18 protein-coding genes are annotated in these 21,224 nt (G+C 48.2%); 15 read left to right on the forward strand and 3 right to left on the reverse strand.

Annotated features, from left to right (window positions below; translation table 11 throughout):
* Nucleotides 1-118: 118 nt before the first annotated feature.
* On the forward strand, nucleotides 119-673 hold the full coding sequence (locus BQ9856_RS05365) for a CarD family transcriptional regulator (protein ID WP_077610121.1): 555 nt from the start codon (nucleotides 119-121) through the stop codon (nucleotides 671-673).
* 48 nt (nucleotides 674-721) lie between these two features.
* Here the strand turns inward: BQ9856_RS05365 and BQ9856_RS05370 are convergent, their stop codons facing one another.
* The gene (locus BQ9856_RS05370; protein ID WP_077610122.1) at nucleotides 722-2,200 is read right to left on the reverse strand and encodes a DUF1846 domain-containing protein; all 1,479 of its coding nucleotides are present in this window, start codon (nucleotides 2,198-2,200) and stop codon (nucleotides 722-724) included.
* Between the two features lie 181 nt (nucleotides 2,201-2,381).
* Between BQ9856_RS05370 and map the strand changes: the two genes are divergently transcribed.
* The 13 genes from map (at nucleotide 2,382) to pfkA (ending at nucleotide 17,474) form a co-directional block, all read left to right on the forward strand.
* Nucleotides 2,382-3,254 carry a type I methionyl aminopeptidase gene (map, locus tag BQ9856_RS05375; protein WP_077610123.1) on the forward strand — a complete coding sequence of 291 codons (873 nt, stop codon included), beginning with the start codon at nucleotides 2,382-2,384 and terminating at the stop codon, nucleotides 3,252-3,254.
* Entirely contained in the window at nucleotides 3,255-3,821 is a 567-nt protein-coding gene (locus BQ9856_RS05380; protein WP_077610124.1) for a DNA-3-methyladenine glycosylase I, read from the forward strand.
* A gap of 16 nt (nucleotides 3,822-3,837) precedes the next feature.
* Nucleotides 3,838-4,608 (forward strand): GNAT family N-acetyltransferase, encoded by a 771-nt coding sequence (locus tag BQ9856_RS05385; RefSeq protein WP_077610125.1) that lies wholly within the window; start codon nucleotides 3,838-3,840, stop codon nucleotides 4,606-4,608.
* A gap of 58 nt (nucleotides 4,609-4,666) precedes the next feature.
* Nucleotides 4,667-6,184 (forward strand): putative glycoside hydrolase, encoded by a 1,518-nt coding sequence (locus BQ9856_RS05390; RefSeq protein ID WP_442855486.1) that lies wholly within the window; start codon nucleotides 4,667-4,669, stop codon nucleotides 6,182-6,184.
* Nucleotides 6,185-6,199: 15 nt separating this feature from the next.
* Complete coding sequence (locus BQ9856_RS05395) at nucleotides 6,200-6,718, forward strand: DUF1653 domain-containing protein (protein ID WP_077610126.1); 519 nt, start codon at nucleotides 6,200-6,202, stop codon at nucleotides 6,716-6,718.
* Nucleotides 6,719-6,727: 9 nt separating this feature from the next.
* The gene (gene uvrC / locus BQ9856_RS05400; RefSeq protein ID WP_077610127.1) at nucleotides 6,728-8,599 is read left to right on the forward strand and encodes an excinuclease ABC subunit UvrC; all 1,872 of its coding nucleotides are present in this window, start codon (nucleotides 6,728-6,730) and stop codon (nucleotides 8,597-8,599) included.
* 82 nt (nucleotides 8,600-8,681) lie between these two features.
* Entirely contained in the window at nucleotides 8,682-9,614 is a 933-nt protein-coding gene (hprK, locus tag BQ9856_RS05405) for an HPr(Ser) kinase/phosphatase (protein WP_077610128.1), read from the forward strand.
* Nucleotides 9,615-9,622: 8 nt separating this feature from the next.
* Nucleotides 9,623-10,534, forward strand: coding sequence for a UDP-N-acetylmuramate dehydrogenase (gene murB / locus BQ9856_RS05410; RefSeq protein ID WP_077610129.1), 912 nt, complete (start codon nucleotides 9,623-9,625; stop codon nucleotides 10,532-10,534).
* A gap of 22 nt (nucleotides 10,535-10,556) precedes the next feature.
* Nucleotides 10,557-11,438 carry an RNase adapter RapZ gene (gene rapZ / locus BQ9856_RS05415; RefSeq protein ID WP_077610130.1) on the forward strand — a complete coding sequence of 294 codons (882 nt, stop codon included), beginning with the start codon at nucleotides 10,557-10,559 and terminating at the stop codon, nucleotides 11,436-11,438.
* 2 nt (nucleotides 11,439-11,440) lie between these two features.
* Entirely contained in the window at nucleotides 11,441-12,409 is a 969-nt protein-coding gene (whiA, locus tag BQ9856_RS05420) for a DNA-binding protein WhiA (RefSeq protein WP_077610131.1), read from the forward strand.
* Nucleotides 12,410-12,438: 29 nt separating this feature from the next.
* Complete coding sequence (locus tag BQ9856_RS05425; protein ID WP_077610132.1) at nucleotides 12,439-12,696, forward strand: HPr family phosphocarrier protein; 258 nt, start codon at nucleotides 12,439-12,441, stop codon at nucleotides 12,694-12,696.
* 255 nt (nucleotides 12,697-12,951) lie between these two features.
* Nucleotides 12,952-16,434 carry a DNA polymerase III subunit alpha gene (locus tag BQ9856_RS05430; protein WP_077610133.1) on the forward strand — a complete coding sequence of 1,161 codons (3,483 nt, stop codon included), beginning with the start codon at nucleotides 12,952-12,954 and terminating at the stop codon, nucleotides 16,432-16,434.
* A gap of 65 nt (nucleotides 16,435-16,499) precedes the next feature.
* Entirely contained in the window at nucleotides 16,500-17,474 is a 975-nt protein-coding gene (gene pfkA / locus BQ9856_RS05435; RefSeq protein WP_077610134.1) for a 6-phosphofructokinase, read from the forward strand.
* A gap of 71 nt (nucleotides 17,475-17,545) precedes the next feature.
* Here the strand turns inward: pfkA and BQ9856_RS05440 are convergent, their stop codons facing one another.
* Entirely contained in the window at nucleotides 17,546-18,382 is an 837-nt protein-coding gene (locus tag BQ9856_RS05440; protein ID WP_077610135.1) for an alpha/beta hydrolase, read from the reverse strand.
* Between the two features lie 31 nt (nucleotides 18,383-18,413).
* Nucleotides 18,414-19,793, reverse strand: a complete 1,380-nt coding sequence (locus BQ9856_RS05445; RefSeq protein WP_077613259.1) for an ABC transporter substrate-binding protein — start codon at nucleotides 19,791-19,793, stop codon at nucleotides 18,414-18,416.
* A gap of 419 nt (nucleotides 19,794-20,212) precedes the next feature.
* Here BQ9856_RS05445 and BQ9856_RS05450 point away from each other — a divergent pair, with 419 nt between their 5' ends.
* Complete coding sequence (locus BQ9856_RS05450) at nucleotides 20,213-21,214, forward strand: LacI family DNA-binding transcriptional regulator (RefSeq protein WP_077610136.1); 1,002 nt, start codon at nucleotides 20,213-20,215, stop codon at nucleotides 21,212-21,214.
* Nucleotides 21,215-21,224: the final 10 nt, after the last annotated feature.

Here is a 21,224-nt window from a genome sequence, read left to right on the forward strand (position 1 = left end):
AAATGTGTAAAAACAGAAAAAAACACTAACAAAAAGGTTTTTAAGGTGTTAGACTTAAGATATGGAAATTGAAACTTTTATGTATCAACGTGTTGGCATTCAGGCAGGAGGAATGATTATGTTTCAGGTAAATGATCTGGTAGTGTTCGGAACCCATGGGATCTGCAGGGTAGAGGTGATAGGAAGTCTGCAAATGTCTGCAGCAGATGAGGACCGCCTTTACTATACGCTGAAGCCTCTTTATGAGGCACAGCAATGCGCCGTTTACACGCCCGTGGACAATTTAAAGGCGCCCATGAGAGCTGCATCTACCAGAGAAGAGGCCGTAAAACTGATTGGCCGGATTCCTGATACCCCGGCCATGTGGGTGCCTGATGAAAGACAGCGGGAAGGAATGTATAAGGAAATCATGATGAGAAATGAGTGCATCGGCTGGCTTCAGATCATCAAAACAATTTATTTAAAGAAACAGAAGCGGCTGGCAGAAGGCAAGAAAAATACGTCAAAAGATGACTTTTATTTTAAAATGGCGGAAGACTTACTTTACGGGGAACTGGCGGCGGCTCTGGAACTGGAACAGACAGCCGTAAAGGATATGGTGATAGAGCGTATAAAGGATGAGGAAAAACAGGTGATGGAATCCGAAGGGCCTGATCCGTTCCTGCAGGAATAAATAACTCTCCGGCCCTGACCGGCAGGGTCGGAGAGGAGCATGAACGAATCAATGATAAATTTTCTTTTCTTCATAAATGGGCTCACAGGTCAGATTAACGCCCAGTTTCTTAAATATCTTAACATCCACATCGGAAAGCAGTACTGAAGTATGCGCCTCACACCCCTTTAATTTCGGAAGCTGTTCCAGCGCGATCTGGGCATTGGGATCGGTAGCTGCGCTGGCGGACAGTGCAATTAAAATCTCATCCGTATGGAGTCTGGGATTTTTGCTGCCGAGATACTTTACCTTTAATTTCTGGATCGGTTCAATGGCAGATGGAGAAATCAGGTGGATGTCATGGGGAATATTTCCCAGAACCTTTACTGCATTTAATAGGAGGGCGGCAGAAGCACCCAATAGGTTGGTGGTCTTTCCCGTAATAACGGTCTTATCGTCCAGCTTCATTGCGGCAGCCGGGGAGCCTTTCCGTTCGGCCAGTTCATTGGCTGCATTCACGACCATTCTCATATCGGTGGTGATCTTGGCCTGCTTCATAAGCAGTTCGATCTTATATACCTCATCCTTGGAACCCATATCCCTTGCAAGACGGGAAAGCGCCTGGTAATAACGCCTTATGATTTCCTGCATGGAAGCTTCCCGGCAGACTTCATCATCCACGATGCAGAAGCCGGCCATATTCACTCCCATATCGGTGGGGGATTTATAAGGGCATTCTCCGTAGATTCCTTCAAAAATTGCGCTTAAAACCGGGAAAATTTCCACATCACGGTTGTAATTGACCGTGGTCTTACCATAAGCATCCAGATGGAAGGGATCGATCATATTTACATCGTTCAAATCTGCGGTTGCAGCCTCGTAAGCTAAATTGACCGGATGCTTTAAGGGGATATTCCAGATGGGGAATGTCTCAAATTTTGCATATCCGGCCTTGATGCCCCGCTTGTTTTCGTGATAGAGCTGGGAAAGACAAGTGGCCATCTTTCCGCTTCCGGGCCCGGGAGCCGTAATGATGACAAGGGGCTTCGTGGTTTCGATATAATCATTTCTGCCATATCCCTCGTCACTGACGATGATGGGGATGTTGCTGGGATAACCGTCAATGATATAGTGGCGGTATACCCGGATTCCCATTTTTTCAAGCTTGCTCTTAAATAGATCAGCTGCCTTCTGGCCGGAGTACTGCGTGATAACAACACTGCCTACATAGAGTCCCTTATCCGTAAAGGACTGGATCAGGCGGAACACATCCACGTCATAAGTGATGCCAAGATCATGCCGGATCTTGTTCTTTTCGATATCAGCTGCGTTGATGGCAATCACGATCTCAGCCTGGTCTGCCAGCTGCATCAGCATGCGGAGCTTGCTGTCAGGCTCAAATCCGGGAAGCACTCTGGAAGCGTGATAATCGTCAAACAATTTCCCTCCGAATTCCAGATAAAGCTTGTCACCGAACTGGCCGATCCGCTCCTTGATGTGCTCTGACTGCATGGTTAAATACTTGTTGTTATCAAATCCGAATTTCATTTGTCCCTCCATGACGTGTGCGCCTTTGACGCATGCACGAACTTTTTGCCCGTAATATCCATAGATTGTAACATAAAAATGATGAAAATGCCATGGATTTTTTCGGGTCCTTTATTTACCCGAAACTCTTTACAACCGGCGTCAAACGTGTTAAAACGTTGTAGAGAGAAGGAGGAGAGAAATGTTTAAAATAGGAAGAAATGATGCGTGCTGGTGCGGCAGCGGAAAGAAATATAAAAACTGCCATCTGGCTTTTGACCGAAAAATTGAAAATTATGCGATCATGGGAGATGAAGTGCCGGAGCACTATATGATAAAAACCCCGGCACAGATCGAAGGGATCCGCCATGCCGGAGTTATTAACAACCAGATCCTTGATCTGGTGGATGAGTTCATGAAACCGGGCATCAGTACGGAGGATATCAACACACTGGTGCATGAGAATACCATCAGGCTGGGAGGCATTCCTGCGACTCTTAATTTTGAGGGATATCCCAAGAGTGTATGTACTTCGGTCAATGAGGTAGTATGCCACGGTATCCCGGACCCCAAGCGGATATTGCAGGAGGGAGACATCATCAATGTGGATACGACCACCATTGTAAACGGCTTTTATGCCGATGCATCCAGAATGTATTGCATCGGAGAGGTTTCCCCTGAGGCTTTAAAGCTTGTCCGGGTCACAAAGGAAAGTGTGGAACTGGCGCTTAAGGAAGCCCGCGCATGGGGCCACCTCGGCGATATCGGAGCAGCTATTTCCGAATATATCTATGACAATGGCTTTACGGTAGTCCGGGAAATCGGCGGACATGGCGTAGGCCTGGATATTCATGAGGAACCATGGGTCAGCCACATCGGTACAAGGGGTACGGATATGCTTCTTGTTCCGGGAATGGTATTTACCATTGAGCCCATGGTAAATGCCGGAAAGCCGGATGTGGTCCAGGACGACGAAGATGGCTGGACCATTTACACAAAAGACGGAAGCTTGTCGGCCCAGTGGGAACATACCATTTTAATTACAGAAGAGGGTCCGGAGGTGCTGGCAAGATAAATGGAGAAAAAACGTTGTTTTTGGGTGGATGAATCCTCTCTCATCTATGTGAAATACCACGATGAAGAGTGGGGAGTGCCGGTTTATGATGATAAGAAACTCTATGAAATGCTTCTTCTGGAAACATTTCAGGCCGGGCTTTCCTGGATCACCATACTGAGAAAGAGGGAGGCGTTCCGGAAAGCCTTTGATGATTTTACGGTAGAAAAGGTGGCTTCCTATGGGGAAGAAAAAATTGAGGAGCTGATGCAGAACGCTGACATCATAAGGAACCGGAAAAAGCTGGAGGCCGCGGTGAAAAATGCCCGGGTGTTTCTGGATATTCAGCAGGAGTCCGGCTCATTTTCCCGGTATTTATGGGGATTTACCAATGGTGAAATCATAAGGAACCGGGATGATTGCTTTCCGGTAAAGACGGAACTGTCCGACCGGGTTTCCGGGGACTTAAAAAAGCGGGGAATGGCCTTTGTGGGTTCCGTTACCATCTATTCCTATCTTCAGGCGGTAGGAGTAGTCAATGACCATGAGCTTTCCTGCTTTTGCCGCAGGCGCGGCCAGGAAAAATGAGTAAGAGGGGACTAAAATGGGTATAGTTGAAATCATAGAAAAATCCTCAATTGCCCCCCTTTTTGAAGGCTGGCAGGAAACCATGATCTGGTCCTGCCTGCAGGGCGTTATGGGCAGAGCTTATGCTGATAGGGAAGAAAACCCGGAGTCCGCACAGATTGTGGTGGCGGACTTTTGCTTTTTTGCAGGAACACCCAACCGGGAACTGATTAAGAACAAGCCCTCCGGCCGGGATTCTGATTTCATCATCATGGTCCCGCCCGATGAGAAATGGGCTGCTGCCATTGAAGCTGTATGGCAGTCCTCCGCAAAACGGGTGGTCCGGTATGCCATTAAAAAGGAACCGGATGGATTCGATCCGGAACGGCTTCGGGAAATAGCCGGCGGGCTTCCTGCTCCCTTTTCACTCCGCATGATTGATAAAGAAATCTATGGACAGATCATGGAGCATTCCTGGTGTGAGGATCTGTGTTCCCAGTTTGCCGGTTACGGGGACTATGAAAAACGGGGATTGGGTGTGGCTGCGCTGGTGGATGGTCAGGTGGTTTCCGGCGCGTCATCCTATACGGTTTACCGGGGCGGCATTGAAATAGAAATCGACACAAGAGCGGATTACCGCCGCAGGGGAGCTGCCCTGGCCTGCGGGGCAAGGCTGATATTGGAGTGCTTAAAAAGAGGGCTGTATCCCAGCTGGGATGCCCAGAATCCAGGGTCAGTGTCACTGGCTGAAAAGCTGGGATATCATTTGGATAAAGAGTACATGGCTTATGAAATAAGCGGCTATTAAAAATGGCTGCATCCGGAAATTTTAAATTTTATTGGAAAATTTTACAAAATGTGGTAAAATGTTAAATATTTATTACAATGAGACACCTGAAACCATAAAGGAAGTGAATGGGAGTATTATGAAAAGATGGCTTTTGGCAGTAATTGTATGCTCATTGGTGGCATCCGGATGCAGCAGATATAAAAGGATTTCCGAAGTACCGGAGACAGATCCCGCAACAGGAGAAACCGGGCAGGAAACAAATGAAAATGATCTTAAGGCTACCCTGGAGGCTTCGGCTGTACCGGAGAAAAAGCCGGTGAAGGTAAAGGGAATCTATATTTCCGGTTATATGGCCGGCTCAGAAGGGTTCCAGGCAATTTTGGACAAGATCGAAGGTACGGAGATCAATACGGTTGTCATTGATGTGAAGAATGATGATGGGCGCATAACCTTTGCCATGGATGATGCGCCTACGGTAAATGAGATCGGTGCAACGGAAAAATATATCAGGGATATAGACAGTCTGATGGCCCAGTTAAAGGCCAGAGGGCTTTATACCATTGCCCGGGTAGTTGCTTTCCGCGATCCATATCTTGCAGAGAAGAAGCCGGAGTGGAGCCTTAAAAACAAGGATGGCAGTCTGCACCGGGATAATAAGGGACTTGCCTGGGTCAATCCTTACCGGACGGAAGTATGGGACTACCTGGTGGAGGTCGGAGCCGAGGCCAAGAGGGCCGGGTTTGATGAAATCCAGTTTGACTATATCCGGTTCGCTACGGACAGCTCCATGAAACAGGTGGCTTTCGACGAAGCGGATACCAGGGGCCGTTCCAAAACCGATATCATTACGGAATTTATCGAATATGCATATGATAAGCTGTCGGCCCGGGATTTTTATGTGTCTGCCGATGTCTTTGGTACCATTATTGGAAGCAGGGTGGACGCAGAAGCGGTGGGGCAGCTCTATAATGAGATGGCATCCCACCTGGACTATATCTGCCCTATGATATACCCTTCCCATTACGGAGACGGTAATTTTGGCATCGAACATCCCGATACGGAGCCTTACCGCACCATTCGCGCGGCCCTTGAGCTGTCCGCTAAGGATCTGGAAGCTGTCAGGGAGGATGGAAAGCATCAGGCAATCGTCCGCCCCTGGCTTCAGGACTTTACGGCTTCCTATCTGGACCATTACATTCCCTATGGGGCCAAGGAAATCAGGGACCAGATTCAGGCGGTCTATGATGCTGGGTATGATGAGTGGATATTATGGAGCGCGTCAAACCGTTATACCTGGGATGGCCTTCTGACTGAGGAAGCGGCCAAAGAAGAAGCGGATAAGATTGCCCGGTCCCGGGAAGCGTCAGAAGCGCTTACAGAGGCTTCCTCTGAAACAAAAGAGCTTCAGCCGGGGACACAACCGGGGACGCAGCCGGAGACACAGCCGGAAAGCGGGAAAGAGACTGCAGAAAAGAGCCTGGAGGGAAATACCGCTGCTGTGGAAACCACGCCGGAGACGAAAAATGAGAATAAAAAGGAAACCAGGACCAAGCCGAATGTAGTGATCGTGACAACAGGAGGCTCAAGAGAATAGGAAGTGAGGGAAGCGATGGACAGAACACCCAGACCAGGAGAATTTTACAGACATTTTAAAGATAAGCTGTATCAGGTGATAACCGTTGCGGTTCACTCGGAAACCGGAGAAGAAATGGTGGTATACCAGGCTTTGTATGGAACATTCGGAACCTATGTGCGTCCTTTGTCCATGTTTACCAGCGAGGTGGATCACGGGAAATATCCGGATGTGAAGCAGAAATACCGGTTTGAGAAGGTGGATCTCATAAATGCGCAGCCTGCTGCGGAAAACACGGAGCGGAAACAGGAAGAGAAAAAAGAGGAAAATCAGGGTCCCAATAAAAATCTTCTTGCATTTCTTGACGCCAGGACGTATCATGAGAAGTTAGAGGTTCTCCGGGAGCGGAAGGATCAGTTTTCCGCGGAAGAGCTTCTGGCCATCTGCGAGATCATGGAAATCGGAAGAGCCGATTCGGAACCGGAAGAGAAATATTACGCAGTGGAACGGTTTCTGGAACTGCAGGTTAAATACGATGGAGCAAGACTGAGGTGATAAGTTTAAGTGGACCACACCGAATTTAATATAGAAGAGGAATTAAAAAAACTGCCGTCCCAGCCTGGCGTGTATATCATGCACGACAAGTGGGACGAAATCATCTATGTAGGAAAAGCGATCAGCTTAAAAAACAGGGTCAGGCAGTACTTTCAGAGCAGCAGGAACAAGACGGCAAAAATCGAACAGATGGTATCGAGAATCGCCCGGTTTGAATACATTATAACAGACTCTGAGCTGGAAGCCCTGGTATTGGAATGCAATCTGATCAAGGAACACCGCCCCCGCTATAACACCATGTTAAAGGACGATAAGACCTATCCCTATATCAAGGTGACGGTGTACGAGGATTATCCCAGAATTTTATTTTCCAGGGATATGAAAAAGGATAAAAGCAAGTATTTCGGGCCATACACAAGCGCCGGAGCGGTAAAAGATACCATAGAGCTGATTCATAAGCTTTACAGGATCCGGACCTGCAGCCGGAATCTGCCCAGGGACATCGGAAAAGAACGTCCCTGTCTGAATTACCATATCAAACAGTGCTCTGCTCCCTGCCAGGACTATATCAGCAAGGAAGAATACTGGAAATCCATTGACCAGGCTCTGGATTTTCTCGGAGGAAAATACGCTCCGGTCATTAAGCTGCTGGAAGAAAAAATGCAGGCAGCTTCGGAAGAAATGGATTATGAAAAGGCCATTGAATACCGGGATTTATTAAACAGCGTAAAGCAGATCGCACAGAAACAGAAGATCACGGACAGCGGCATGGAAGACCGGGATATCATAGCCATGGCAAAGGATGAAAAGGATGCTGTGGTTCAGGTATTTTTTGTCCGGGAGGGCCGGCTGATCGGCCGGGAACATTTCCATGTAAGCATTGCTACGGCTGAGGATAATAAACAGATACTTACCAGCTTTGTGAAACAGTTTTATGCAGGTACCCCTTTTGTACCGAGAGAGCTATGGATACAGACCGGGCTGGAGGATGAGGGCGTCATTGGAGACTGGCTTTCCACGAAACGGGGCCAGAAAGTCAGGATTGTGGTTCCACAAAAGGGGCAGAAGGAGCGTCTGGTGGAGCTGGCAGAAAAAAATGCCGCGCTGGTGCTTTCCCAGGATAAGGAGAAGATAAAGCGGGAGGAGCTTCGGACCATCGGAGCCATGAATGAAGTAGGCGGTTTGATGGGCCTTTCCGGAATAAAGCGGATTGAGGCTTATGACATTTCCAACATAAGCGGTTTTGAGTCGGTAGGCTCCATGATCGTTTATGAAAATGGAAAGCCCAGACGGAATGATTACCGGAAGTTTAAAATCAAATGGGTCAAGGGAGCCAACGATTATGCTTCCATGAACGAGGTTTTGACAAGAAGATTTTCCCATGGGCTGAAAGAAGCGGAGACCTTAAGGGAAAAGGGCGTGGATGAAGAGTTTGGCAGCTTCACCCGGTTTCCGGATCTGATCATGATGGATGGCGGGCGGGGCCAGGTTAACATTGCCCTGGAAGTTCTGAAGGAATTAAAGCTTTCCATTCCTGTCTGCGGCATGGTAAAGGATGACAACCACAGGACCAGGGGACTTTACTATAACAACGTGGAAATTCCCATTGACAGGCATTCCGAAGGGTTTAAGCTGATCACCAGAATCCAGGATGAAGCCCACCGGTTTGCCATTGAGTACCACAGGAGCTTAAGAAGCAAGGGACAGGTGAAATCCATTCTTGATGACATTCCGGATATCGGCCCCAACCGGAGAAAGGCGCTGATGCGCCAATTTAAATCCATAGAGGCCATAAAGGAAGCAGCCGAGGCGGAACTGGAACGTGCGCCGGGCATGAATGCACGGGCAGCAAAAAGCGTTTATGAATTTTTTCATCTATAGAAGCCCATGCTATTATAGCTTTTCAAAATACGAAATGTGTGTTAGTATGAAGAAAACAGAAAGAAAAAAGGAGCGTTTAGCCATGCATGGAGTAGCCATAACAGATTTGATTGAGAAGATGAATCTTCGGAACATGACGCCGGAGATTGATGCGGAAAAAGTTGTGCTTGAGCATCCGGATGTAAATCGTCCGGCTTTGCAGTTGGCCGGCTTTTTCGCCCACTTTGACAATGAACGGGTACAGATCATCGGTTACGTGGAGCAGGAATACATCAATCAGATGAATCAGGAAAGAAAGCTTGAGATGTACCATAAGCTGCTGTCCTGTCAGATCCCGTGCCTGGTATACAGCCGGAGCCAGAATCCGGATGAGGATATGCTGGCTCTCTGCAACCATTACGGGGTCCCATGCCTTGTGTCGGATAAGACCACCTCTGATCTGATGGCAGAGATCATCCGCTGGTTAAAGGTCAAGCTGGCTCCCTGCATCAGCATTCACGGAGTTCTGGTTGACGTATTCGGCGAAGGCGTACTGATCATGGGAGAAAGCGGCATCGGAAAAAGCGAGGCAGCTCTGGAACTCATTAAGAGAGGCCACCGTCTTGTGACTGATGACGTGGTGGAGATCCGCAAGGTAAGCGATGAGACCATAATCGGAAGCGCCCCGGAGATTACCAGGCATTTTATCGAATTAAGGGGCATCGGTATCATCGATGTCAAGACCCTGTTCGGTGTGGAAAGTGTTAAGGATACCCAGGCCATTGATATGGTCATCAAACTGGAGGACTGGGATAAGGATAAGGAATACGACAGGCTGGGACTTGAGGATCAGTATACGGAATTTTTGGGCAACCGGGTGGTATGCCATTCCATCCCGGTGCGCCCGGGACGTAATCTGGCCATCATTGTCGAATCGGCTGCTGTCAATTACAGACAAAAGAAGATGGGGTACAACGCGGCTCAGGAATTATATAACCGCGTCCAGGCAAACCTTTCAAGAAAACAGGATGATTGAGGTGTCTGATGACTGGATTTTATGAAAAACTTCTTGGTGCAGCCGATAAAGACCATGTAAAGATAGGGGAAGAGATGCGGAAGCATACCTCATTCCGGGTTGGCGGGCCTGCCGCCTGGTTTGTGACTCCGGGGGATGAAAAAGAGCTTGTGGAGACAATCGCTCTCTGCCGCCGGGAAGAGGTACCTTTTTTTATACTAGGCAATGGAAGCAATCTTCTGGTCGGGGATCAGGGGTTTGACGGAGTGGTTGTTTCCATGGACGGCTTTTCCGGCTGTCAGGCAGAGAAGGAGACGGGGATCATCAGGGCCGGGGCCGGTGTATCCCTGGCGCGGGCCGCACAGGAAGCATATAAGGCTTCATTAACCGGCTTTGAATTCGCAGCCGGTATACCGGGGAGCCTTGGGGGGGCTGTGGTAATGAATGCCGGTGCATATGGTTCGGAGATGAAGGAAGTTCTTCAGTCTGTCAGGGTTCTGACACCTGAGGGAGAAGGAAAGGAGATACCTGCTTCCGGGCTTTCCCTGGGATACCGGACCAGCTGCATCATTCCAAAGCAGTATGTTGTGCTGGAAGCCATGATCCGTCTGGAAACAGGAGATGAGGGCGCCATTAAAAGCCAGATGGATGAACTGGCCCGCAGGAGAAAAGAAAAACAGCCTTTGGAATATCCCAGTGCCGGAAGCACCTTCAAACGGCCCAAGGGACATTTTGCCGGAAAGCTGATAGAGGAAGCCGGCCTTCGGGGATTTTCCGTAGGCGGAGCTCAGGTTTCAGAAAAGCACTGTGGGTTTGTGATCAATAAAGATCATGCCACTGCGGCGGATATCAGAGCTTTATGTGAAGAAGTAAAAGAAAGGGTACTGGTCCATTCCGGGGTGGAGCTTGAGATGGAAGTAAAGACGCTGGGAAAGTTTTAACAGTGCAAAGGAGAACAACAAAGTGAGGCTTGTAATTGTTACGGGCATGTCGGGCGCAGGAAAGACTCAGGCGCTTAAAATGCTGGAGGACATGGGATTCTATTGCGCGGATAACCTTCCTATTCCCCTGATTGAAAAATTTGCGGAACTGACCCTGAGCAATCAGGAGGGGATCCGGAACGCAGCTTTGGGGATCGATATCCGCAGCGGGGAAGATTTATCCGTTTTAAACAGGATTTTTGATGAATGGTCAAGAAAACGGCTGCCGTTTGAGATTCTGTTCCTTGATGCCGGTGATGAAACACTGGTCAAGCGTTATAAGGAAACCAGAAGGGCCCATCCCCTTGCGGCAGGAGGAAGGATCGACAGCGGGATCCAAAAGGAGCGGGGGAAGCTGGCATTTCTGAAGGAAGAGGCAGATTACATCATCGACACCAGCAAGCTTCTTACAAAGGAGCTTAAGCAGGAGCTGGAAAAGATTTTTGTAAATCATGAATCCTACCGGAATTTATACATTACCATCCTTTCCTTTGGATTCAAATATGGGATTCCGTCGGATGCGGATCTGGTATTTGATGTCCGGTTTCTTCCGAATCCCTACTATGTAGAGGAACTGCGGCCGAAAACCGGAGAGGATAAGGCAGTGCGGGACTATGTGATGCAGCATGGTACCGCAGGCCTGTTTTTAGACAAGCTTTATGATATGCTGGAATTTCTGTTCCCCAATTATGTTCTGGAGGGGAAGAACCAACTGGTAGTTGCCATTGGATGTACGGGGGGCAAGCATCGGTCGGTTACCCTTGCCAACTCTGTTTATGACAGGTTTAAGCCCAGGGAAGAATTTGGGCTCAGGCTGGAGCATCGGGATATCGACAAGGACAATATACGGAAAAGGATGGTCTAGATATGTCATTTTCTTCCAAATTAAAAGAAGAGCTTTCCAGGCAGATAAGCCCGGCAAGGCATTGCCAGATTGCGGAAATGGCCGCAATTATCAGCCTTTGCGGGAAAATAATAATATCGGAAGAAGACCGCTATACCATTAAAATTCACACGGAAAATGTAGCTGTTGCAAGAAAGTACTTTACATTATTGAAAAAAACATTTAATATTAGTACTGATGTCTCCATTAGAAGAAATGCCTATTTAAATAAGAACCGTACTTACACGGTGACGATCCGGGAGCATGAGGAGGCGATCCGGGTTTTGCATGCTACGAAGCTTCTTAATGAAAACGGAGAAGTTGGGGAAAACTTAAGTGTAGTACAGAATGTGGTCATCCAGCAGTTCTGCTGCAGAAGAGCTTTTATCCGGGGGGCATTTTTATCTTCGGGTTCCTTAAGCGATCCTGAAAAATTCTATCATTTTGAAATCGTATGTGCAACAGAAGAAAAGGCCGAACAGCTAAAGTCCATCATTGCTACCTTTGATCTGGAAGCAAAGATCGTGAAAAGAAAGCGCTACTTCGTGGTTTATATAAAAGAAGGAAGCCAGATTGTGGACATCTTAAATGTGATGGAAGCGCCGGTCTCTTTAATGGAACTTGAGAACATCAGGATTTTAAAGGACATGCGCAATAGTGTGAACCGGCAGGTTAATTGTGAGACTGCTAACATTAATAAAACGGTATCAGCTGCGGTTAAGCAGATAGAAGATATAGAATATATCAGAGATACGATCGGTCTGGATCATCTGCCGGACAATCTAAGTGAGATTGCCAGGGAAAGACTGGAGAGGCCGGAAGCAACATTAAAAGAGCTTGGAGAAGCTCTGGACCCTCCTGTAGGGAAATCAGGAGTGAACCACCGACTTAGAAAGCTTTGCGACCTGGCAGGCCGGCTTCGCGGCACAGGCGCAGACAGCAGAATGGAATAGGTCCGTTCATAGGAATGAGGAGGATAATTATGGTAAGAAGAACAGTCACCGTTGAACTCGCATCAGGCTTAGAGGCAAGACCAGTTGCTATGCTGGTTCAGGTTGCCAGCCAGTATGAAAGCAACATCTATGTTGAAATCGAATCCAAGAGAGTGAATGCCAAGAGCATTATGGGCATGATGACTTTGGGGCTTGCAGCGGGAGAGCATATCACGATCACTGCAGATGGTACGGATGAAGAACAGGCGATTACCGATATCGAGAAATACTTAAGCAATCATGAGTAAGTCTGAAGTATAATAGAATGTTTACGAGGCGGAGACTGCCATTGGCTGACAATGGAGGCTCCGCCTCTTGTACGCCCCGGTATAGAGGACGAAACCAAATTTGGGATAAAAGGTTCCCCTTGCATGCTGATTTATGATATAATGAGCTTAAGCGAAAAAGATGTGCCCGCACATCTGGCGAGCGGCGAATGACGATCATGATTTGCAATATCATGATATAATAGAAGAAATGAGTACAGAAGGAGATAGGAGCAGATGGCATTTACACATTTACACGTCCATACGGAATACAGTCTGTTAGATGGTTCCTGTAAGATTGAGGAGCTTGCGGCCAGGGCAAAGGAGCTGGGAATGGACAGCATGGCGATCACAGACCATGGTGTGATGTATGGCGTTATTGATTTTTACAGAGCGGCCAGAGAGGTGGGAGTGAAGCCCATCATCGGGTGCGAGGTGTATGTGACATCCGGATCAAGATTTGACAGAGAAATCGCGGGCGGAGAGGACCGGTATTATCATCTGGTTCTGCTGGCAGAAAACAACCGGGGATACCAGAACCTGATGAAGATCGTCTCCAAGGGATTTGTGGATGGATTTTATTATAAACCCAGGGTGGATTATGAAATTCTTGAGGAATACCATGAGGGGATCATCGCTTTAAGTGCCTGTCTGGCGGGAGAGGTGCAGCGTTTTATCAGCCGTGGGATGTACGAGCAGGGGAAAGAGGCGGCACTTCGTTACCAGGAGATATTCGGCAAGGGGAATTTCTTCCTGGAACTTCAGGACCACGGCATACCGGCCCAGAAGACCGTTAACCAGGGACTTCTTCGTATGAGCGCCGAGACCGGGATCGAGCTGGTGGCTACCAATGATATCCATTATACTTTTGCGGAGGACGCCACGCCTCACGACATCCTGCTGTGCATCCAGACCGGAAAAAAAGTGGCCGATGAGAACCGCATGCGCTACGAGGGCGGCCAGTATTACTGCAAGTCCGAAGAGGAGATGCGTGAGCTTTTCCCCTATGCGTCAGAGGCCATTGACAACACCCATAAGATCGCTATGCGCTGCAATGTGGAGATCGAGTTCGGTGTGACCAAGCTGCCAAAATATGATGTGCCGGAAGGGTATGACTCCTGGTCTTACTTAAACAAGCTGTGTCTGGAGGGATTTGAGCACCATTACCCGGAGGATGACGGGACCTTAAGGGACAGGCTTAATTATGAGCTGGATGTCATCCATTCCATGGGATATGTGGATTATTTCCTGATCGTATGGGATTTCATTCATTATGCAAGGTCCCAGGATATCATGGTGGGACCCGGGCGGGGTTCTGCTGCGGGAAGCATTGTATCGTACTGTCTGGGAATCACTAACATTGATCCTAACCGTTATAACCTGCTGTTTGAGCGTTTTCTGAATCCGGAACGTGTTTCCATGCCCGATATTGATGTGGATTTCTGCTTTGAACGGCGGCAGGAGGTGATCGATTACGTGGTCCGGAAGTACGGCAAGGACCAGGTGGTGCAGATCGTGACCTTCGGTACTCTGGCTGCCAAAGGTGTGGTCCGCGATGTGGGGCGGGTCCTGGACATGCCCTACGCGCGCTGTGACACCATAGCAAAGATGATACCGGGGGATCCGGGAATAACTCTGGAAAAGGCCTTAAAACAGAGCCCGGACCTGCGCAATGCCTACAATGAGGACCCTGAGGTCAAATACCTCATTGATATGTCCATGCGTCTGGAAGGCCTGCCGCGTCATACTTCCATGCATGCGGCCGGTGTCGTGATCAGCCGGACCTCCGTGGATGAATACGTCCCTCTTTCCAGAGCTACCGACGGAACCATTACCACCCAGTTCACCATGACCACCCTGGAGGAGCTGGGGCTTCTGAAAATGGACTTTTTGGGGCTGCGTACCCTGACCGTCATTCAGAACGCAGTGAATGCGGTGGAGAAAAACCGGAATCTTGCCATTGATATGGACCAAATTGATTACAATGATAAGGCAGTGCTGGATTCCATCGGCACCGGAAAGGACGATGGGGTGTTCCAGCTGGAAAGTTCCGGCATGAAGAGCTTCATGAAGGAGTTAAAGCCGGAAAGCCTGGAAGATATCATAGCCGGAATTTCCCTTTACCGTCCGGGTCCCATGGATTTTATCCCCAAATATTTAAAGGGAAAGAACGACCGCAGCTCCATTACCTATGACTGCTCCCAGCTGGAGCCGATTTTAAACCCTACCCATGGCTGTATCGTGTACCAGGAGCAGGTAATGCAGATCGTAAGGGATTTGGCCGGATATACCATGGGCCGCAGCGACCTGGTCCGCAGAGCCATGTCAAAGAAAAAGACCTATGTCATGGAGAAGGAGCGCCAGAACTTTGTCTATGGAAACCTGGAAGAAGGCGTGACGGGCTGCATATCCAACGGGATTGAAGAACAGACTGCAAACCGCATTTATGACGAGATGATTGATTTCGCCAAGTATGCTTTTAATAAATCCCACGCGGCCGCTTATGCGGTAGTATCCTATCAGACAGCTTATTTAAAATATTATTACCCGCAGGAGTTTATGGCAGCTCTTTTAACCTCGGTCATGGATAATGTAACAAAGGTATCGGAATATATTTTAAGCTGCAGACAGATGGGGATTCCCATTCTCCCCCCGGACATCAACGAAGGAGAAAGCGGTTTCTCGGTTTCAGGTAAATCCATCCGGTATGGCCTCTCTGCCATTAAGAGCGTTGGAAAGTCTGTTGTAGAGCTGATCGTGGCGGAACGGGAACAAAACGGGCTGTTTCATGATATAGAGGATTTTATTGACCGGATGAGCAACAAGGAGGTCAACAAACGGACTCTGGAAAATTTCATAAAATCCGGAGCTTTGGATACCCTTCCCGGTACAAGGAAGCAGAAGCTTTTAATCGCGCCGGAGCTTTTGGAGCAGAGGAGCAAGGAGCGGAAGAATACCATGGAGGGGCAGATGACGCTGTTCGATATAGCCGGCGAAGAAGAGAAAAGCCGGTTCCAGGTAACCTTCCCTGATGTAGGAGAATTTTTAAAAGAGGATCTGCTGGCCTTTGAAAAGGAAACCCTTGGCATTTATTTAAGCGGCCACCCCATGGAAGCCTACGAAGGCACATGGAGGAATAATATTACCGCATTATCCATAGATTTTATCGTGGACGAGGAGACGCAGAAAACCAATGTGCCCGACGGCTCTCATGTGACCATCGGAGGAATGATTACGGGCAAGACGGTGAAAACTACCAGAAACAACAAAATGATGGCGTTCATCACCCTGGAAGACCTGGTAGGTTCTGTCGAGGTGATCGTATTCCCGAAGGACTATGAGAACAAAAGGGAGCTCTTTACCGAGGATTCCAAGGTATTCATACAGGGCAGAGCTTCCATCGGAGACGATCCGGTCGGAAAACTGATCTGTGAGCGGGTGATTCCGTTTTCCTCCCTTCCGAAGGAGCTTTGGCTGAAGTTTCCGGATAAGGAATGTTATCTGGAGAAAGAAAGGGAAATTTTTGATGATTTAAAGGATTCGGAGGGCAATGATTCCGTCATCATCTATCTGGAAAAGGAACGGGCCAGAAAGGTTCTGCCCGTTAACCGGAATGTAAATGCGGATCACGATCTCATTGAAATTTTGGCCAAAAAACTTGGTGAAAAAAATGTCAGGCTTGTGGAAAAAAAACTTGAAAAGATTGAGAAAATGAATTAGAATACAACATGTACGAAATGAAATACTTACAAAAACAGATATCCGTGAATCAGGAGGAAGTTACTATGGCAAAACAAGTAAAAACCATCGGCGTATTAACCAGCGGCGGTGACGCACCAGGTATGAATGCTGCGATCCGTGCTGTTGTCAGGACTGCAATCCATAAAGGATTGGAAGTAAAGGGTATCATGAGAGGATACGCTGGCCTTCTGCAGGAAGAGATCGTTGATATGACCAGCACAAGCGTGTCTGATATCATCCATCGCGGCGGAACCATTCTTTATACGGCCAGATGCCAGGAGTTTACGACTGCGGAGGGGCAGAAAAAAGGTGCTGAGATCTGCAGAAAGCATAACATTGACGGCATTGTGGTCATCGGCGGAGATGGTTCCTTCCGTGGAGCCGGGAAGCTTTCTGCACTTGGAATCAATACCATTGGACTTCCGGGAACCATTGATCTGGATATTGCCTGTACCGATTATACCATTGGCTTTGATACGGCTGTCAATACAGCGATGGAAGCCATTGATAAGGTACGTGATACATCCACCTCTCACGAACGCTGCAGCATCATTGAGGTTATGGGGCGCAATGCAGGTTACATTGCCCTTTGGTGCGGCTTTGCGAACGGTGCGGAGGATATTCTGCTTCCGGAGCGCTATGACGGCGATGAGCAGTCGCTGATCAACCGCATCATTGAGAACAGGAAGCGGGGAAAGAAGCATCATATCATCATCAATGCGGAAGGGATCGGACATTCTGCTTCCATGGCGAAGCGGATCGAAGCGGCTACCGGCATTGAGACAAGAGCCACCATACTGGGCCATATGCAGCGAGGCGGTGCGCCTACCTGCAAAGACCGTGTTTATGCGTCGATTATGGGAGCCAGGGCTGTAGAACTTCTCTGCGACGGGAAAAGCAACCGTGTGGTAGGCTACCGGCATGGAGAGTTCGTGGATTACGATATCCAGGAAGCTCTTGATATGACCAAGGACATTCCTGAGGATCAGTATCAGATCAGCAGAATGCTTGTAAGATAAGAACGGGAAAGAAAAAGCGCGTCAGCCTTGAGAATGGAATCGCTCAGGCTGCCGCGCTTTTTATGTGCTTGTTAGAAATATTCCAGCCAGGTTTTGGCCAGCGGTAACCAGCTCTGGCACTGGGGCTGTACATACCGGCCGTCAGCTCCGGAAACCTCTTTGGTAGCCAGGGATAAGCCGTGGCAGCCTGCAGGGTAAATGTGCATTTCCACGCTGACCCCATGTGCCGTCAGGGCATCAGCCAGCAGCAAACTGTTTTTCACCGGTACCGCATCGTCTGTGGAGGTGTGCCACAAAAAGGTTTTCGGTGTATGCGCGCCTACCTGGTACTCCAATGAAACCAGATGCCGCATGGCTTCATCATCAGCCCTGGTTCCTAACAGATTCTTAAAGGAGCCGGCGTGGCAGTACGGCCCTGCCGTAATGACCGGATATCCCAGAATCATGCCGTCAGGGCGTATTGCTTCCGGATCCAGCTTCAGAGGGGCGTAAAGAAATTCCCGGTTCCAGAAAGCTCCAAGGCTGCATGCCAGGTGACCTCCGGCTGAAAAGCCGGATACAATGATTCGTTCAGGGTCAACCAGCCATTCCGAAGCGTGAGAGCGGATATAGGATATGGCCATGGCCAGTTCCAGCTGGGGAAAAGGGAAACCATCCGGTGCCAGACTGTAATGGAAAACAAAGGCATGGCATCCCATAGACAGAAGCTGCGTGGCCACAGGCTCGCCCTCCCGGTCGGATAAGTGCCCATAACCGCCGCCCGGACAGATGATGACTGCAGGGCGCTTGCGGTCAGGAGCAATGGTTAACGGATCCAGGATATAAGCATGAAGGCTGGCCGGAGCAGTTAATTTTTTCTGGCCTGCCTGTTCTTCTGTAATAAAAATACGCTGTGTAAACTGTTTCATGATCTTGCCCCAATCCTTCCATATAAATCTATCAATTCTCCTCCATAACCTCTGCGATGCCATCGTATAAAGCTTTGGCAGCTTCCTCCGGGGTAATATCCCCGGCGCTTAATTTACCGAAAACCTTATAGTATAAACCGTCCGGGTTAGCCTTTAATTCGCTGTTGTCGAACTGGGGATCCTGAATGAACTTGCAATAATCCAGGACTTTTGCATTTGCTTCTTTGGTCATTTCATCGCCAATGCCTTTTTCATTAAGGTGCTTGATCGCGAAAGCCGAACATGGGATTCCGCGCTCGGTGGAGCAGATTTCTACGCCTTCCGGATCATTTAACAGGAAGTTCATCAGCATAGCTGCTTCCTTTGGGTGCTGGGTAGAAGCTTTGATCGCAAAATCCATGGAAACTTTTGTTGAGCCTCCCTGATAATCGCCGAATTTGAGGAAATCGCCAATGACAAATTCCTGGCCAGGTTTGTTAACACTTCCTTCCAAAGCAGCTTTTACCTTGGAAACGCCGGAATCCCATTCCATAATTCCTGCATACTTGCCGTCGATCCATTTGGAGTTTTTGTCAAGAGAGTCGGCCATGTCACCATTGATGGTAGCGATGGAGGGAATCGCATGGGCTTCTTCCAGCCTGGTCATGAATTCCATACCTTCTTTGATCTCATCTTCTGTATAATTTAATTTTCCGTCAACGATCCAATCCTTTCCGTATTTGGATTCCAGATAATATACCATGAAAATGGCACGGTCATATTCACCCAGAGCCAGAGGATAGCAGTCTTCGTTAAATGCCTTGAAGGCAGCACCGGCAGCCAGAAGGGAAGCTTCGTCTGTCGGGATCTCACAGCCCACTTCCTCAAATGTGGTCTTGTTCCAGTAGAAAAGGCGGCCTGTCAGAGAAATCGGGATAGCCATCAGTTTTCCGTTCACTTCGTTTAATTTTAACTTGTCTTCCGGAAACTGGCTTAAATCAATGACATCAGAATACTGGTAAAGGTCCAGATAGGATTCTCCGCCCTTACTGTAATCAGTAACCCAGTTAGAACCGATTTGGATAACATCGGCACATTCCCCGCTTAAAATACTGAGGGACTGCTTTTCTTCCCAGCCGGTCCATGCGCCGTATTCGGTATCAACAGTAATATCAGGATACTTCTTCATAAAGGCTTTAACAGCTTTCTCTGTTGCCTCATGTCTGGAATCTCCTCCCCACCAGGAAAGGCGAAGGGTAACAGGCTCGCCTGATGTTTCCGCCCGGGAATTTTCTCCAGCTTTTGCTTCTGATTGAGCTGCGTTCTCCGGTTTAGAAGCCGTAGTGCTTTGGGAGCCGCCGCAGGCTGTTAAGGATAACCCCATAGCGGAGGATAATGCGATTGCCATAAGTCTGGCCAGCTTTTTTTTCATATTTCTTTCCTCTCTTTCTTTCCATCCCCTGTCAGGGAAATAAGGCGGCAGCATGCCGCAACAGGTAAGTACTGTGTAAGCACTTACACACCTCAATTATATTACCATAAGTATGGAAAGAATAAAGATTAAAAATGAATAAAATTGTAATAAAAAATTATATAAAATATCCAAAAATATCTTTCTGATATCAGGTTAAAATTTTAACTTTATGCATAATAATAAAAAATGGATAATAAGAGTAAGCATAGATGAAGGTATATTATACATAATAAACGAAAAGTGAGAATATAATTGCAAACCTTTGCAATAAAGCACCGGCAATGGGAAAAGGGATTTTACATGGTGGGTGACAAGGAAACAAAAGAATGATATGATAGCAGAAAAGGGGAAGCATATGGGAATTGGAGGGAATCGGTATGGCAGTTACCATAAAAGATATTGCAGCACGGGCAGGAGTTTCTTATTCTATGGTCTCCCGGGCTTTAAACGGAACCGGTGCAGTTGATCAAAAGAAAAAGGAACGGATTTTGGAGATTGCCCGCGTGATGGGGTATGTGCCGAACCAGGCTGCAGTTACTTTAAGAAAGTCCAAGTCTCATATCATCGGACTTTACTTTTCTACGATCAGCAAATCCACATCACCGTTTGTACTTCATGATGTGCTCACCGGGGTATACAGCGTCATAGGGAGTAAGTACAATATCATAGTAAAAGGAATTGACATGCATGAACCGGAGACATTGAATCCCAGCTATTTTGACGGACTTTTGATCATGTCCCAGGGAGACTGGGATGAGGATTTTCTTGAGGAAGCATGGGAAAAAGGGATTCCCATGGTGGCGATCAGCCGCCGGCTTCCTTTGGATATTCCGGTTGTGATTACCGATGAAGCCGGCGGCATGGAAAAGGCCATGGATCATCTTTTAAGGAACGGTCACCGGCGCATCGGCGTAATCGAGGGCCCCCGGAACCTGGAGGCAACCGTTTTAAGACATGAAGGCTGGTACCGGGCGGCAGAGAAATGGGGATTGGAGCCGGAGAGCCTTCCGGTGGAATATGGAAATTACCGCTATAACAGCGGCAGACTGGCAGCGGGCAGGCTGTTGGATGCCCGGAAAGATTTGACCGCTCTTTTGTGTTTTAATGATGAAATGGCTTTTGGTGCCAGGAGCGCGGCATATGAGAGAGGATTAAGGATTCCAGAGGATATTTCTTTAACAGGATTTGACAACTGGGATATTTCCGGTTATGCTGATATGAGGCTGACCACGGTGGAGCGGAATGCCACAAGGATTGCGGTGGAAGGAACCAGAATGCTCCTTACGTATATGGAGGAAGGGATAAGGCCCGGGGATGTATGGCTGGAAAACCGCCTGATCGTGCGGGAAACCGTAAGGAATATAAAGGGTACCTCTTAACAGCAGGGGT

The organism is Clostridium sp. Marseille-P2415 (assembly GCF_900155545.1).
Lineage (GTDB): Bacteria > Bacillota > Clostridia > Lachnospirales > Lachnospiraceae > Lacrimispora.